Below are 14821 nucleotides of genomic sequence, written 5' to 3' on the forward strand. Positions count from 1 at the left end.
CATCCGATTGAACTGAGAAGCTGTAGCCATCAACTACTATAATGAATATAGTGATGCAAAGGGGACAAAGAAACTTGTAGAAGCTGGAGGAAAACGTTGTCTCTTGCTACCAGTCAAATGATTGTTAGTTTTTAGAAATAAAATATATAATGAAGGGAGAATAAGGAGGTTTTTTATTTTGCAAAATTTCACTTTTTGGAATCCTACGAAACTAATTTTTGGACAAGGGCAGTTAGAGCAGTTAAAAACTGAAGTGCCAAGATTCGGTAAAAAGGTATTAGTTGTTTATGGAGGCGGAAGTATTAAGCGTAATGGCCTGTATGACAATGTAATGAATATGTTGAATGAGATTGGCGCAGAGATATTTGAGCTATCTGGAGTAGAACCAAACCCTCGACTTTCAACAGCTAGAAAAGGAATTGAGATTTGTAAAGCTGAGAACATTGATTTCATTTTAGCAGTTGGTGGCGGAAGTGTAATTGATTGTACGAAGCTTATTGCTGCAGGTGCAAAATATGACGGTGATGCATGGGATTTAGTAGTTAAAAATGCATTTGCAACAGAAGCACTCCCATTCGGAACAGTATTAACTCTTGCTGCAACAGGATCTGAAATGAACGCTGGCTCTGTTATTACGAATTGGGAAACAAACGAAAAATATGGTTGGGGAAGTGCTGTGACGTTCCCGCAATTTTCAATTTTAGATCCAGTTAATACGTATACTGTACCGAAAGATCAAACGATTTACGGAATGGTAGATATGATGTCACATGTGTTAGAACATTATTTCCATCTTGAAGAAAACACTCTTTTCCAAGATCGTATGTGTGAATCATTACTGTTAACGGTTATCGAGACTGCACCAAAGTTGTTAAATGATCTTGAAAATTATGAGTATCGTTCTACGATTTTATATAACGGTACTATGGCGTTAAATGGTATTTTAAATATGGGCTATCGTGGAGACTGGGCTTCGCATAATCTTGAGCATGCTGTTTCTGCAGTTTATGATATTCCTCATGGTGGTGGACTTGCGATTCTATTCCCTCATTGGATGGAGCACAATTTAAAAGTCAAACCAGCTCGCTTTAAACAATTAGCTGTAAGAGTATTTGGTGTTGATCCTGAAGGGAAAACTGATGAAGAAGCAGGATTAGAAGGTATTCAAAAACTTCGCGAATTCTGGAACAGCATTGGTGCCCCATCACGACTAGCTGATTATGATATTGATGATAGCAAACTAGAAGTTATGGCAGATAAAGCGATGATCTATGGTGAATTCGGTAATTTTACAAAACTGAATAAAGAAGATGTAATGGATATTTATCGCGCGTCATTGTAATGCTAGAAAATCAGATTTTATATATTGAGCCATTGAGAGAATTATCTCTCAACGGCTCTTTTTTTATTTCTCCCCTAACAGATGAATAGTGAAAACATTTTTAACCTTACTTACGAAGAATACTATCTTAAGATATAATAATGGATACCAAAATAATAGATTGATGATTCTAAAAAATCGGGTAAATCTATTTGGAACATTGTCAAAAGTAAAAGGGGATATAGGGATGCAGAGAGAATCACGTGCAAAAACCGCATTATTAATTACATTTGTGGTCATCGCTTGGGGAATGTGTTGGCCGATATACAAAATGGCTCTTAATTATACACCGCCTTTGTTATATGCAGGAATGCGTACATTATTTGGTGGTATTCTATTAGCTGGAATATTATTACCACAATGGCGAAAAATTGAATGGAAAAGAAATTGGAAAGTTTATGTGATAGTGGGTTTGTTAAATACCGTTATATTTAATGGTGTTCAAACTGTTGGTCTACAATACTTACCATCAGGTTTATATTCCGTTATTGTTTATTTACAACCAGTGTTAGTGCCAATTTTAGCTTGGATGTGGCTTAACGAATCATTATCTGTCATTAAAGTAGTGGGGCTTGTTATAGGTTTCTTAGGAGTAGCCGCAGTATCGTTGGATGGTTTTACAGGTAATGTATCATTATTTGGTATAATGTTAGCGCTTATTACCGGTATTGGCTGGGCAGTTGGCGTTGTTTATGTAAAAAAAACAAGTTCACAAGTACATGGGTTATGGCTTGTTGCACTCCAAAGTATCATTGGTGGAACAATTTTAAGTATGGGTGGTATAGCAACAGAACATATTTCAGATATAACATGGAATATTAGTTATATTAGTTGTTTATTATTTGGAGCAGTTATCGCAGTCCCAGGTGCTACGGCTGCATATTTCTATTTAATGAGTTCTGGTGAATCAAGCAAAGTAGCTTCTTTTACATTCTTAGTACCGTTAATTGCAGTTGTCATTGGTACACTGTTCTTAAACGAACCATTTACATATTCATTATTGTTAGGATTAGTATTGATTTTAATAAGTATTTATTTAATTAATCGTCCTGAAGCAGGTTTTTCTTTTGTGCGGCGTATAGAGCATAAGCATTTATAAACGTGGTTTTTTAATTAATATAGCAAACATAACCTCAAATTGCGGATATTTAGGAATCCCTTTTTGAGGTTTTTATATGGAATTAAATAATTTAATACAACAGGGACATATGTCCTTTCCGAAATAAGTGTATTTGTTTTTAAATAGAGAGGACAATTTGAATGGGGGAATGAGATATGCGAGGAGTTCTCTTTGCGTTTTTAGGTGGAGCCTTTATTACGCTACAAGGGGTAGCTAATGCGCGGATTAGCCAAGATATTGGCACTTGGCAAACTGCTACAATAACGCAATTAACAGGATTTATCATGGCTTTGTTGATCTTCCTCTTTGTCCGAGATGGAAACTTGCAAATGTTCAAGAAAGTGAAACCCTATTATTTGGTTGGTGGAGCGTTTGCAGCCATAATCATTTTTAGTAACATTTCTGCGATTCATCGAATTGGTGTTACGTTAACTATATCAGCAGTACTCATTGCACAGCTTGGATTAACTTTTATTATTGATATTAAAGGTTGGTTTGGTATGGTAAAGCAACAGATGAAGTTACCACAATTTATAGGTATTGGAATGATGGTAGTGGGAGTAATTATTTTAGGTTTATGAGGAACGTTTAGAATGACTAAGATGAAAGTATAGGAGGTGGACGCGATTCATGAAGAAAATAGAGAATCGTGAGCAACTCAATAACTATTTAAAAGAGTATCAATTAGAGTCTATATTCAATAAATCTTTAATAGAGCATTTAGCGTTGTATAGTTTCGAACAGGGTGAGGATATTTGTTCACAGGGAGATACATCGCAATACCTTTATTTACTTGTAAAAGGGAAAATCAAAATTTTCACTAGCTCTTCGGAAGGTAGAAAATTAATACTTTCTTTTAAGACGCCACTTTATCTAATTGGCGATATTGAATACGTTCAAGATATAGATATTATTAATACAGTTGAAGCTGTTTCACCTGTTATTATGATTGGTATTCAATATCAATGGCTAAAAAAATTCGGGAGTGAATATACGCCATTACTGCAATTTTTACTCGAAACCGTCACAAGGAAATTTTATATAAAATCCAATTTTTTAAGCTTCAATTTGCTATATCCAGTAGAAGTTAGATTAGCTAGTTATTTATTGTCCATTTCTTTTTATGATTCTGATGCACATAATGATAGTGGATTAAGTATAAATCGATTAAGGGATGTAGCGGATTTAATCGGAACGAGTTATAGACATCTAAATCGAGTTATCCAGCAATTATGCGCTGAGGGGCTGATTGAACGTACGAAAGAGTCAATCATCGTGATAAATCGTGACGCATTGAGTACGCTTGCCAATCACAATATTTATGAATGAATTAAATATAGAGGGGAGTAGTGACCATGGTTGTCGGATTAATATTAGCGCTTGTAGCAGGTTCATTAGTTGGTTTGCAAAATATTTTTAATAGCAAAGTGAATGAACATACAGGCTCTTGGGCTTCAACGACATTGGTGTTAGGAATGGGGTTTTTAGCATCACTAACGATGGGACTAATTGTTGAAGGTGGAAACTTATTTAATATACAAAATATGCAGCTATGGTATTGGTTCAGCGGGTTAATAGGTGTCGGAGTTGTTACCTGCATTTTGAATGGTATCAAATCGCTTGGTCCGACATACGCGATTTCAATTGTACTAACATCACAACTTAGCTTTGCATTATTATGGGACTCACTAGGTTGGTTCGGTCTAGAGCAAGTTCCTTTTACATTCCAGCAGTTACTAGGCGTTCTAGTCATAGCTGGTGGTATAATTGTCTATAAATTTGGTGGTAGAACAGTAGAGACGGGGGAGCAACTTTGAAAAAATATCAGACATTATTATTTGATGTAGATGATACGTTATTAGACTTCGGAGCAGCGGAGAAAGAGGCGTTATACTTACTTTTTAAAGATCAAAAATTACCTTTAACGAAAGAGATTGAAGAGCGATATAAAGAAATTAATCAAGGTCTTTGGAGTTCCTTTGAAAATGGCGAAATTGATCGTGATGAGGTAGTAAACACGCGCTTTGCTCTTCTATTCAAGGAATATGGTAAAGAAGTGGATGGAGCCTTATTAGAAAGGAATTATCGAATTCATTTAGAAGAAGGACATCAGCTTATAGAGGGGGCCTTGGAATTAATCACAGGCCTACAAGACAAATATAATTTATATATAGTGACGAACGGTGTTTCCAAAACACAAGACAAGCGCCTAAGAGCTTCAGGATTACATACGCTATTTAAGGATATTTTTGTTTCAGAAGATACAGGTTTTCAAAAGCCGATGAAGGAATACTTTGATTACGTCTTTGCACGAATTCCAAACTTGGTGAAAGAAAATACTTTAATTATCGGGGATTCTCTAAGTTCGGATATTAAAGGTGGACAGCTAGCAAATATTGATACATGTTGGTTTAATCCACATATGAAGTTAAATAATACTGAAATTATGCCAACGTATCAGATTCAAAAGCTTGATGAGTTATATCAAATACTAGATAGTAAATAAAAAATTGTTAGAGCGTTCGAAAATACAGCCTTAAAGCTGTAAGGTCGGGCGTTTTTATGTGCATAAAAATGGGGATGTAAGAGGTATAGAGGAGAGAATAAATGATAATGCTCTTTGGTGACAACGGGAATTGAAGGAATGCTTGTAAATCTGAAAGGACTATGACAGTATATAAGCATGCAAGCCACTACTTATATAATTTTAATATGTCCAACTCGTAATAGCTATTTTTGCAGAGCACTATAAATCACTATAGTGGAAAGTGGACTAAAACGAACGGAGGAAAAACACAATGTTAGATTTACCAAATTGCCCGAAATGTAATTCAGAATACACTTATGAAGATGGAAGTCTTTTTGTCTGCCCAGAATGTGCACATGAATGGACTTTAGAATCTGAAGAGAGTGAAGAAACAAAAGTCATCAAAGATGCTAATGGAAACGTCTTAAACGATGGTGATTCGGTTACTGTTATTAAGGACCTTAAAGTAAAAGGTAGTTCTTCTGTTTTGAAAATAGGGACAAAAGTAAAGAGCATTCGCTTAGTTGAAGGCGATCATAATATCGATTGCAAAATTGATGGTTTTGGAGCAATGAAATTAAAATCGGAATTCGTTAAAAAGATTTAATATCAGATTACGTATAGGAGAATTCATTTTGGTAATTTATCAAAATGAGTTCTTTTTTATTTCACTGAGTTACATAATTTTAAAAGACAACAAATGCAGGAATAGCTACGTTAAGGGCCCATTACTTATTAGCACCAACATAACTCGTCCTTTATTCGTTGCCTTTTTCGGAGATTATCCATTTTTAACTCAATTGTAGGAAGACTTATCAGCAATCTGGACACGTTCCCTCTTATTTTTAAATTTTGGGGCTTACCAAAATGATTTTGCAGATTCTTTACTAGAACCAAATCATGAGCATTTCGTAAAGAGGGACGCTTATGATTATGAAACTATAGAATCAGCTCATATCACATTAATCTACATGATGTTCAATAAATTCAAAAAAATCGGGAGTTCGTATTTCTTGCAAATAACTTAATTTCTCTAGAATCTTCATACTGATCTCTTGTTCTAAATCTTCTCGCTCTTGCATACGAGTGTTAATCAAACTTTTCTTAATAGCAGGTCTAAAGATTTCTAGTAAGCGCTCTAAATCTTGGTTTTCTACTTCATACAATATTTGATTTTCCATTATGTTCCCCCATTTCTTTCAAAATCTATCTAAAGAGCATTGAAAAAGCATAGTATTTTGTGTAAAAAATGATTGCGATTTAAAGTAGATTATCACTATAACAAACGTGAATTGAACAAGTAATTCTCCATTTTATTTTTCCTGTTTGCATGCATTTCTTAATTTCTTTAAAGCAGCTTGATGGTTATATGAGATAGTTTGTTCTGAGTCGTTTAATATTTTTGCTATTTGTTTGTTGTTAAAATTGTGAATGTAGATTAATTCCAAAATACGTAATTGCTTATTTGATAGCAACTTCATCTTAGAATTTAGATGAGCATTAGCAATATAGTCACTAATGTTTTTTTGTTTTAGTTGAAAATTAATAAAAGTCGTATCCTCATCAGTCGACATTAGAAGATCCATTAATAGGTGTTTTTCCTGGGTGATAGATTTTTCAGTTACGCCGGGAATAGGAAGGTTTTTTTTATAATAGTTACGTAATTTTTTATCAAATTCAATTGCAGAAAAGTGGATAGTTTTTGAGATATAAGAAATTAAAATAATGTTTTTATAATATCTGCGAAAGGACGCATTTAGTTGTTCGATACTTTCTTTGTCCATATCATTGATTGCCTTATTAAAAATACGTTGATTATCACCACTTTTTAAGAATTCTTTCATAATAGGTTGTTTCATCATAGCATCATATTTCTTGAAAAATTCTTCTTCTCTAACTGTCATCATCTACACTCCTCCTTTCATGCGAAAGAGAAATATAAAGCAAATTGATCGAGAAATAGTATTATGAATTTTAGAATTTTTAAGGGAGAAAAGTGGTGTTTGAATTATTATTTATACTACTAGTTTATGGGTTAATTTAGTAATTATGTTAATTTTAACGATATCACATAAGTTTGAAATGAAAATGTATCTTTTTTATCATTTTTAGAGAAAAACGCATATCATTATTAAAAATGAATAACGATTTTTAGTAACGGGACTTCCTGCTTTTTATAAGAAAATTATTAGATAGTAAATTTTCACTACTAAATTACATTGAAAGGGTCATAATTTATCTATTTTGCTATTCTACATAATTAATTGTCTAGTAATTGTCGATGTTGTTTTCATATATTATGACCCTTTCCATAATCATGGTCTGATTAGTTAAGACAAGAGATTCTATTGTTTAATTCACCCTTTTTTTTTCTGAACAATTACTTCGCGTAGATAGTCTAATCCAACTGTTAATCGCTCTAGTTTTTTTTCGAAACGTATTAAAAGGTATATTGTCATTACAATTGGAAATCCAAAATTTGAGATTAAATAAACCCAATCTGCATCGGTTCCCATACTAACCCCTCCTAATTTAATTGGATAAAGCCATTGCCCACTTGACTGATAGGGAAATCCATTTTTCTTGAATGACTACTAAAATATCTTTCTATTTGTGATGGAAGTAGCATTTGATCATATTTTTGTATGAGATTTAAAACTAGTGCAACTGCTCCAGAAGCGTGTGGAGCTGCCATTGAAGTGCCGGTTAATTTCACGTATTGCCCATTTAAATGAGTAGATAAAACATCTTCACCTGGTGCCATGAATTTTAGGTTTAGATTAGTATGAGAAAAGACAGAAGGAACTAAATCATTATTTACAGATCCTATCGAAAGTGTTTCTTCATAAAAAGCTGGATATGAAATTTCGTATGTTTCAGAATCACCATCACCGCCATTCCCAGCTGCAGCAACAATAATAATACCTGCATCATATACATTTTTTATCGTTTTATATAATTCATTTGTATGTGTAGGACCCCCTAATGACATATTAATCACACTGACTTTCTCACCATTAGGACCTGTCCACTTCATTGCATAATCCAAAGCTTCAATTAATTGATCATAAGAACCAGCTCCTCTTTTATCTAAAACTTTTAGGATGAGTAAGTTGCATTTAGGTGCTACACCTATAACACCCACTCCATTATTTCTAGCTCCTATAATCCCGGCAACATGTGTACCGTGGCCATTATGATCTTCAAAAATGCTTGGCTCACCATTATCATCATCTGTAAAATTATATCCACCGATAATGGCGTCTGTTAAGTCAGGGTGATGTGTGGCAATACCCGTATCTAGAATGGCTACAACGACTCCACTACCTTCGGAAGCCTCTGTCCAAACCTCTCTCGCTTTGATGAGATCTACTCCAGGAGGAACAACTTCTAAATCATTATAAAATGATAAAATTTTGTATTTCCCTAATTCGATTTTCGGCATATTAATCATCCTTTTCATATTAGTTTTTTGTACAAAAGAAATTCCCTCGACGCTTGGCAAATGATAATGAATACAGCAATGTCTCGACCGATATTTCCTAGGCAATGTTTAATTTGTTTCTTTGAATTCCTCCTTTATTATCCGTTATATTCTATAAAGAGATATTTAGAATAAATTATCAAAATAGTTAATCAATTTAGTTCTAATATCACTATAGCAAAAGTAAAATTGGATGCTTACATAGAATGTCCAGGAAATTTAGGGGGGATAGAAGAAAATAATGTCCGTAATCTTCGTTTTATTTGGGATAAATGTAGAGATTCTATTTTAATTAATTAACTTCCAAGTAAATTCTTTTCTTGAATAATATACAGTTATCAGGTGTTTTATATAATTGAATGTAATTATATGTAATTAGTTAGGATGGTGAGGATCAATGGAACCTAAATGGCTTCAATGGGCGAAACAGCTTCAATCTATAGCACAGGCGGGGTTAACTTATTCAAAGGATGTCTACGATTTGGAAAGGTTTGAGCTAATAAGGGAAATTAGCGTGGAGATGCTGTCGTATCAAACAGGAATTGATAAGACGAAAATAAAGGATTTATTTGTAAATGAAACTGGTTATGCCACTCCGAAAGTAGATATAAGGGCAGTCATTTTTCAAGATAATAAATTATTAATGGTTAGAGAAAATGCTGATGGTGATTGGGCACTACCAGGGGATGGGCTGACATTGGACTGACGCCAAGTGAAGTTGCAGTAAAAGAAGTAAAAGAAGAATTAGGATTCGATGTAAAGGCAGTTAAGTTATTAGGCGTACTAGATAAGAAATGTCATCCACATCCTCCCTCTCTTTATCATGTTTATAAAATGTTTATTCAATGTGAAATAATTGGAGGAGAACCAATGCAGGGTATTGAAACTAATGCAGTGGCGTTTTTCTCTGAAAATGAATTGCCATCCTTATCAAAAGCGCGGAATACACAATCTCAAATTGAATGGATATTTAAAAGTCTAAATAATCCACAAGAACCCGTTTATTTAGATTAATTTATTTAATGGTAATTAAGACATTCATTTTTATCATTTTAAAAATTCAAACGTTTACTGGTTGCAAATCGTAATTACTGACGCTTTTTGAAGGAGGATTTACTTTGGTGATTCGTGAAGTTCTGGTTGCAGATGCAGAGGAATTTTTAATTTTATTAAAAGAGATTGATGATTCAAATCGTATGTTATTTAATCCTGGAGAACGCACAACAACGATTGAAATGCAGCGTAAAGTATTAGAACGATTTGCAAATGATGAGCGTTCCGTCTTTTTAGTTGCGGAAGAAGAAGGGGGATTTCTTGGCTATTTAGGCTTAATTTCAGATGATCTTGAACGGAGAAAGCATATTGGCAGGATTGTAGTGGGGATATCAGAAAAGGCGCGTGGTCAAGGCATTGGAACAAAACTTTTTCAATCGATATTCAAATGGGTGGAAGGTAAATCATTTAAGCGGATAGAATTAACAGTGATTCGAGATAACAAACCTGCTTACTCTCTATATCGGAAAATGGGATTTGAACTCGAAGGCGAAAAAGTTGCGGCGCTATTGATTGATGGTGAGTTTGTGAATGAGTTATATATGTATAAATTACTATGATTTATTATTTAGGTTAAAACAGCAGGTAATTATCAAGAGTTGATAGCAAATGGATGAGGTGATTCGATGCAGCAATTATTTGTTGGTAAAATGAATATCGATTTTGCAAAAGAAATTTTAAGTTGGAGATATGAAGCACCATATGATTTTTACAACAATGATTTAGATACTGATTCATTAAATGAAATGCTAGAAAATCCATATTATTCAGTAGCAAATGCTAATGGAGAATTGGTTGGCTTTTATTGTATTGGACAGTCAGCGCAAGTACCAATTGGTTCTATGTTTGGTGCCTATGTAGAGGAAAGAGTTGATATTGGTATAGGAATGAAGCCAGGATTAACAGGTAAAGGATATGGTTATACCTTCTTTGCATTCATATTGAATCATATTCAAAATGAGAATTCTCTACCAATACGTTTAACGGTTGCTAAATTTAATCATAGAGCTATTCATCTGTATGAAAAACTCGGCTTTACTAAGTTGATGGAATTTAGTAACGACTCAACAGATTTTATCGTAATGAATAAGTAGGGGAATCTATAATGGTTAAGGAAATGGAAAATAGTCAAAAATTATCTCGGCTCATTAAAGAAATGACTATATTATAAAAGGAGTAATCTCAATGGATAAGGAAAAATTACAAGAAATTTGTGAACGATTACCGGGTATAACGCATGATTATCAAGTGGATTGGCAAGCGGATCGTTATCATGTAGGTGGTAAGATGTTTGCAATGTTAGGTGGAGATGCTGAAAGAAAGCCCATCATAACTTTAAAATGTGAGCCTAATCGGGCTGTAGAGTTACGCGAGACTTACAATAGTATTGTTCCAGGGTATTATATGAATAAAACACACTGGAATTCATTATATTTGGAATCTGATTTATCTATTGATATATTCGAAAACTTAATTGTACATTCGTATAATTTAGTTTTTGAGAAATTAACTAAAAAAGCACAAAAAGAAATTGTTGCAGAATAACCTATAAAGTACTTTTATAATAAATCTAAAGGGTACTTTGACTTCGATACATTCAAACCGTAAAATAAATTATTACGGGAACCGAAAAATAATGGATGTTAGAGGGTAGGGTAATTTGAGAGAGAGCCAGTCGAGAAAGGCGCAGCGCAATTTGTATACCTTTCTAGTGAGCAAGATGTTGACGTCACTTGGTTTTGGCGTGTTTAATTTTGGAATGAGTTTATACATATTATCAGTTACGGGTTCAGCACTTAGCTTTGCAACGAATATTCTATTTAATGTACTACCTCGTGCTTTAGCAGCACCAGTTGCGGGGTATGTGGCGGATCGTTTTCCAAAGAAGCGTGTTGTTGTAACAAGTATGGTTGGTATTAGTTTGTCAGTGGGTATTTTGATTGTTTATACGTTGATGTACGGAATATCAGTACCTGCCATATATACAATTACGGCGATTTTTTCTACGTTCGGAGCGTTTAATGGGATTGCTTTTTCAAGCTCTATACCGAATTTAGTCGGAAAGGAACGTTTACAGAAGGCGGTTTCTTTTAATCAGGTGTCACATTCTATCGGCGCAATTGGTGGGCCGTCTATTGGAGGCATGTTATTTGGATTTGTCTCAATGGAAGTGTTCCTGATGACGATGTTTATAGCCTATGTTATCGCGTTATGTTTAGAAGCTACAATGGATTTTACATTGTTTGAAGTACCTGTGAAGAAGAGAAAAGAATCGATGGTAGCGAGCATGAAAGAAGGATTCCAGTATTTACGTACGAAGCCACTGGTGCAAACACTTTTAATGACAACACTATGGATGAACTTTTTCTTTTCCGCCGTTAGTGTCGGGCTCGTATTTATCTTAGTGGAAAAATTAAGTATACCATCAACTCAAGTAGGTATTATTCAAGGGGCCGGAGCAATTGGTATGCTTGTCATTTCTATTTATTTATCTACTCGCAGTGATTTGAAATCACCGTTGCATTTTGTAAAACGTGCTGCGCTTATGATGTGTGCAGTCGTTGCTAGTATTACAATTCCTTTGTTTATGGATTTTAATGGTATTAGCACTTTCGTTTTCTATATGGTGTTAATGATCTTGTTTTCAGCAATGGGTGTTTGTGCAAATACGCCGATTGGTATAGTGCTTCAACGATCGATCGATGATGAGTACCGTGGCCGAGTATTTGGTATTATCGAAACGTTATCGGTTGGTACAGGTCCTATTGGTGCATTAATTTTTGGTGCTTTATTTGATTACGTCGATGCTAAAGTAATTTTACTTTGTGTGAGTATAGTATTGACGCTATGTATTACATATCTAATGAGGAAATCTAATATTGGTGTTCCAGGGGATGAACTTGTTTAGTATTGATTAATTGAAAAGTTAGAGGTTATTTAATAAACGTACCAAATTAGGCAAGTAAACTAGAATAGTATGTTTTCAGATTGAAGTGGCTTCTCATTGAGAAATGTCACTTTTTATTTTTGAAAAAATATTTATTTACTTTTCTAAAACTTGGGAGTAATATTACATCAGTTTCAAATTTCTAAATCGCTGAAGTGAAACACGGGGGACCCATTTTCGTGGATTGTAATGTAATCCTAGGGGTGAATCCTTTAAAGAAGGTAGGGCTACTCAAGGCCCGAATCCGACAGCTAACCTCGTAAGCGTTATATGAGAAGGAAAGTGGAGCTTGTTAGACAGGAATCCTAATGTCTACAGGTCTATTTGTTGATGACCTGTAGGCTTTTTTTATTCTCTAAAAGTTAAAAATCCTCTAGATTGGGTGAGAAAAATGAAAGCCTCATTGAAAAGAATGTTGATTGGTAGACCTTTGAAATCGACTGAATTGGGTGAACAAAAGTTAAATAAAACGAAAGCCTTGGCGATCCTTTCATCAGATGCGTTATCTTCTGTAGCGTATGGTCCTGAGCAAATATTGATCGTTTTAGTGACAGTTGGAGCAGCTGCGCTATGGTATTCGATACCCATTGCAATTGGCGTCATCATTCTTTTAACAGCACTTATACTGTCATATCGTCAAATTATATATGCTTATCCTCATGGGGGAGGAGCTTATGTTGTATCGAGGGAAAATCTCGGGGTTAATCCAGGTCTTGTTGCTGGTGGTTCATTATTAGTCGATTATATATTGACGGTGGCTGTTAGTGTATCTGCTGGAACGGATGCTATAACATCAGCACTTCCAAGTCTCCATGATTATAATGTGGAGATTGCCATTGTATTCGTTATCTTACTAACGATTTTGAATTTAAGAGGCGTGACGGAATCAGCTTCTGTTTTAGCATATCCAGTGTACTTATTTGTGTTAGCGTTATTTATCTTGATTGGCGTAGGAATTTTTAATGTTGTGACAGGTAATGTTCCATCGGATTTGCATACATCAATTGGTACCCCTGTCGCAGGGCTAAGCCTGTTTATTTTATTAAAAGCTTTTGCTTCAGGTAGTTCTGCTTTAACTGGTGTCGAAGCCATTTCGAATGCCATTCCAAATTTTAAAGAACCTGCACCTGTAAATGCTGCAAAAACTTTAATGGCAATGGGTGGTTTGCTAGCGATTTTATTTTCAGGTATTGTTTTCCTAGCTTTTTATTACGGTATTACACCGAGCGCGACATCAACTGTTGTATCCCAAATCGCTGAAGTAAGCTTTGGGCGTAATCTGGTCTATTACTTCATTCAAGGGACAACAGCGTTAATATTAGTGCTTGCTGCTAATACAGGGTATTCTGCTTTCCCATTACTAGCTGTAAATCTATCAAAAGATAAATTTATTCCTAGAATGTTTCAAATTAGAGGAGATCGTTTAGGGTATTCTAATGGAATTATTTTATTGAGTTTGGCAGCAATTCTATTAATCATTGTATTTAATGGTACTACTGAGAATTTAATTCCCTTATATGCTGTTGGGGTTTTTATACCCTTCACATTGTCTCAAACAGGAATGATCGTGAAATGGATAAGAGAAAAACCTCAAGGCTGGGTAACAAAACTAATCATTAACTCGGTTGGAGCGGCGATATCATTTGTTGTAACAATTGTGTTTTTCGTGACAAAGTTGCCTGCTGTATGGCCAGTGTTTATTTTCTTACCAATCATTATCTTTGCTTTCCACCGTATAAAAAAACATTACGATTCGGTGGGACCGCAGCTTAGATTAATAGCTGATGAAGAAATTCCACCAATCGAAGGTAATGTTATTATTGTTCCTGTCGCAGGCATTACGAAGGTTGTAAGAAATTCATTAAATTACGCCAAATCGTTGTCTGCTGATCAAATTATTGCAGTATATATTGCATTTGAAAGAGAGGATACGAGAAAGTTTGAGGAACAGTGGAAGAAGTGGCAACCCGATGTGAAGTTGGTGACATTGTACTCTCCTTATCGCAGTATTGTGCAACCATTAACGAAATTCATAGACAAAGCTGAAAGACTAGCGAGCAAGTCGAACTATCAAGTCTCTGTTATCATTCCACAATTTTTACCTAAGAAAGGTTGGCAAAATATTCTTCACAATCAGTCGAGTCTGTTAATACACACCTCTTTACTGTATCGGAGAAATGTAGTCCTCATCACAGTTCCATACCATTTACAAAAATAAAAGAGGATTTTATAAAGTTTTACAGAATATATAATTTAAAGAAAATCCTTATCCTTATAGCTTAAATGAATTAAAGTCCTGTATTTAATTA

General features: G+C 34.5%; 16 protein-coding genes, 1 pseudogene and 1 riboswitch. Of the genes and pseudogenes, 13 read left to right on the top strand and 4 right to left on the bottom strand.

Going from position 1 to position 14821, the window contains the following annotated elements; translation table 11 throughout:
• Positions 1 to 178 precede the first annotated feature (178 nt).
• From AMD00_RS21425 to AMD00_RS21455, 7 genes are all read left to right on the top strand, one after another.
• Complete coding sequence (locus AMD00_RS21425; protein ID WP_053419038.1) at positions 179 to 1342, top strand: iron-containing alcohol dehydrogenase; 1164 nt, start codon at positions 179 to 181, stop codon at positions 1340 to 1342.
• Positions 1343 to 1568: 226 nt separating this feature from the next.
• Complete coding sequence (locus AMD00_RS21430) at positions 1569 to 2480, top strand: DMT family transporter (RefSeq protein ID WP_053419039.1); 912 nt, start codon at positions 1569 to 1571, stop codon at positions 2478 to 2480.
• 176 nt (positions 2481 to 2656) lie between these two features.
• Entirely contained in the window at positions 2657 to 3082 is a 426-nt protein-coding gene (locus AMD00_RS21435; RefSeq protein WP_053419040.1) for a DMT family transporter, read from the top strand.
• Positions 3083 to 3131: 49 nt separating this feature from the next.
• On the top strand, positions 3132 to 3830 hold the full coding sequence (locus tag AMD00_RS21440; RefSeq protein WP_053419041.1) for a Crp/Fnr family transcriptional regulator: 699 nt from the start codon (positions 3132 to 3134) through the stop codon (positions 3828 to 3830).
• Positions 3831 to 3856: 26 nt separating this feature from the next.
• A complete protein-coding gene (locus AMD00_RS21445) occupies positions 3857 to 4318 on the top strand; it encodes a DMT family transporter (protein WP_053419042.1) in 462 nt (153 codons plus the stop codon).
• Complete coding sequence (locus AMD00_RS21450; RefSeq protein WP_053419043.1) at positions 4315 to 5007, top strand: YjjG family noncanonical pyrimidine nucleotidase; 693 nt, start codon at positions 4315 to 4317, stop codon at positions 5005 to 5007. Before AMD00_RS21445 ends, AMD00_RS21450 begins: the two co-directional genes overlap by 4 nt.
• 292 nt (positions 5008 to 5299) lie before the next feature.
• Positions 5300 to 5635 (top strand): zinc ribbon domain-containing protein YjdM, encoded by a 336-nt coding sequence (locus AMD00_RS21455; RefSeq protein ID WP_053419044.1) that lies wholly within the window; start codon positions 5300 to 5302, stop codon positions 5633 to 5635.
• 355 nt (positions 5636 to 5990) lie between these two features.
• Here the strand turns inward: AMD00_RS21455 and AMD00_RS21460 are convergent, their stop codons facing one another.
• The 4 genes from AMD00_RS21460 to AMD00_RS21475 form a co-directional block, all read right to left on the bottom strand.
• Complete coding sequence (locus AMD00_RS21460; RefSeq protein WP_053419045.1) at positions 5991 to 6209, bottom strand: helix-turn-helix domain-containing protein; 219 nt, start codon at positions 6207 to 6209, stop codon at positions 5991 to 5993.
• Positions 6210 to 6341: 132 nt separating this feature from the next.
• Positions 6342 to 6935 (bottom strand): sigma factor-like helix-turn-helix DNA-binding protein, encoded by a 594-nt coding sequence (locus AMD00_RS21465; RefSeq protein ID WP_053419046.1) that lies wholly within the window; start codon positions 6933 to 6935, stop codon positions 6342 to 6344.
• 450 nt (positions 6936 to 7385) lie between these two features.
• On the bottom strand, positions 7386 to 7544 hold the full coding sequence (locus AMD00_RS21470) for a YvrJ family protein (RefSeq protein ID WP_038186458.1): 159 nt from the start codon (positions 7542 to 7544) through the stop codon (positions 7386 to 7388).
• Positions 7545 to 7555: 11 nt separating this feature from the next.
• Positions 7556 to 8473, bottom strand: coding sequence for a S8 family peptidase (locus AMD00_RS21475; protein ID WP_053419047.1), 918 nt, complete (start codon positions 8471 to 8473; stop codon positions 7556 to 7558).
• A 436-nt stretch (positions 8474 to 8909) separates the two neighbouring features.
• Between AMD00_RS21475 and AMD00_RS21480 the strand changes: the two are divergent.
• The 6 genes and pseudogenes from AMD00_RS21480 (at position 8910) to AMD00_RS21505 (ending at position 14730) form a co-directional block, all read left to right on the top strand.
• Positions 8910 to 9526: pseudogene (locus AMD00_RS21480) on the top strand (NUDIX hydrolase).
• Positions 9527 to 9633: 107 nt separating this feature from the next.
• Complete coding sequence (locus AMD00_RS21485) at positions 9634 to 10125, top strand: GNAT family N-acetyltransferase (protein ID WP_245639584.1); 492 nt, start codon at positions 9634 to 9636, stop codon at positions 10123 to 10125.
• 66 nt (positions 10126 to 10191) lie between these two features.
• Entirely contained in the window at positions 10192 to 10659 is a 468-nt protein-coding gene (locus AMD00_RS21490) for a GNAT family N-acetyltransferase (RefSeq protein WP_053419049.1), read from the top strand.
• Between the two features lie 91 nt (positions 10660 to 10750).
• Positions 10751 to 11110 carry an MmcQ/YjbR family DNA-binding protein gene (locus AMD00_RS21495; protein ID WP_053419050.1) on the top strand — a complete coding sequence of 120 codons (360 nt, stop codon included), beginning with the start codon at positions 10751 to 10753 and terminating at the stop codon, positions 11108 to 11110.
• A gap of 175 nt (positions 11111 to 11285) precedes the next feature.
• A complete protein-coding gene (locus AMD00_RS21500; protein WP_053419051.1) occupies positions 11286 to 12473 on the top strand; it encodes an MFS transporter in 1188 nt (395 codons plus the stop codon).
• 177 nt (positions 12474 to 12650) lie between these two features.
• Positions 12651 to 12794: riboswitch (cyclic di-AMP (ydaO/yuaA leader) on the top strand.
• A gap of 109 nt (positions 12795 to 12903) precedes the next feature.
• Positions 12904 to 14730: an APC family permease gene (locus tag AMD00_RS21505; protein WP_053419052.1), complete on the top strand. Its 1827-nt coding sequence runs from the start codon at positions 12904 to 12906 to the stop codon at positions 14728 to 14730.
• Positions 14731 to 14821 lie beyond the last annotated feature (91 nt).

The organism is Viridibacillus arvi (assembly GCF_001274945.1).
Taxonomy (GTDB): domain Bacteria; phylum Bacillota; class Bacilli; order Bacillales_A; family Planococcaceae; genus Viridibacillus; species Viridibacillus arvi.

Coding starts and splice junctions, on each gene's coding strand:
- AMD00_RS21460 (WP_053419045.1), bottom strand. CDS start 6,209: ATGGAAAATCAAATATTGTATGAAGTAGAAAACCAAGATTTAGAGCGC.
- AMD00_RS21465 (WP_053419046.1), bottom strand. CDS start 6,935: ATGATGACAGTTAGAGAAGAAGAATTTTTCAAGAAATATGATGCTATG.
- AMD00_RS21435 (WP_053419040.1), top strand. CDS start 2,657: ATGCGAGGAGTTCTCTTTGCGTTTTTAGGTGGAGCCTTTATTACGCTA.
- AMD00_RS21500 (WP_053419051.1), top strand. CDS start 11,286: ATGTTGACGTCACTTGGTTTTGGCGTGTTTAATTTTGGAATGAGTTTA.
- AMD00_RS21495 (WP_053419050.1), top strand. CDS start 10,751: ATGGATAAGGAAAAATTACAAGAAATTTGTGAACGATTACCGGGTATA.
- AMD00_RS21455 (WP_053419044.1), top strand. CDS start 5,300: ATGTTAGATTTACCAAATTGCCCGAAATGTAATTCAGAATACACTTAT.
- AMD00_RS21445 (WP_053419042.1), top strand. CDS start 3,857: ATGGTTGTCGGATTAATATTAGCGCTTGTAGCAGGTTCATTAGTTGGT.
- AMD00_RS21475 (WP_053419047.1), bottom strand. CDS start 8,473: ATGCCGAAAATCGAATTAGGGAAATACAAAATTTTATCATTTTATAAT.
- AMD00_RS21430 (WP_053419039.1), top strand. CDS start 1,569: ATGCAGAGAGAATCACGTGCAAAAACCGCATTATTAATTACATTTGTG.
- AMD00_RS21440 (WP_053419041.1), top strand. CDS start 3,132: ATGAAGAAAATAGAGAATCGTGAGCAACTCAATAACTATTTAAAAGAG.
- AMD00_RS21470 (WP_038186458.1), bottom strand. CDS start 7,544: ATGGGAACCGATGCAGATTGGGTTTATTTAATCTCAAATTTTGGATTT.
- AMD00_RS21490 (WP_053419049.1), top strand. CDS start 10,192: ATGCAGCAATTATTTGTTGGTAAAATGAATATCGATTTTGCAAAAGAA.
- AMD00_RS21505 (WP_053419052.1), top strand. CDS start 12,904: ATGAAAGCCTCATTGAAAAGAATGTTGATTGGTAGACCTTTGAAATCG.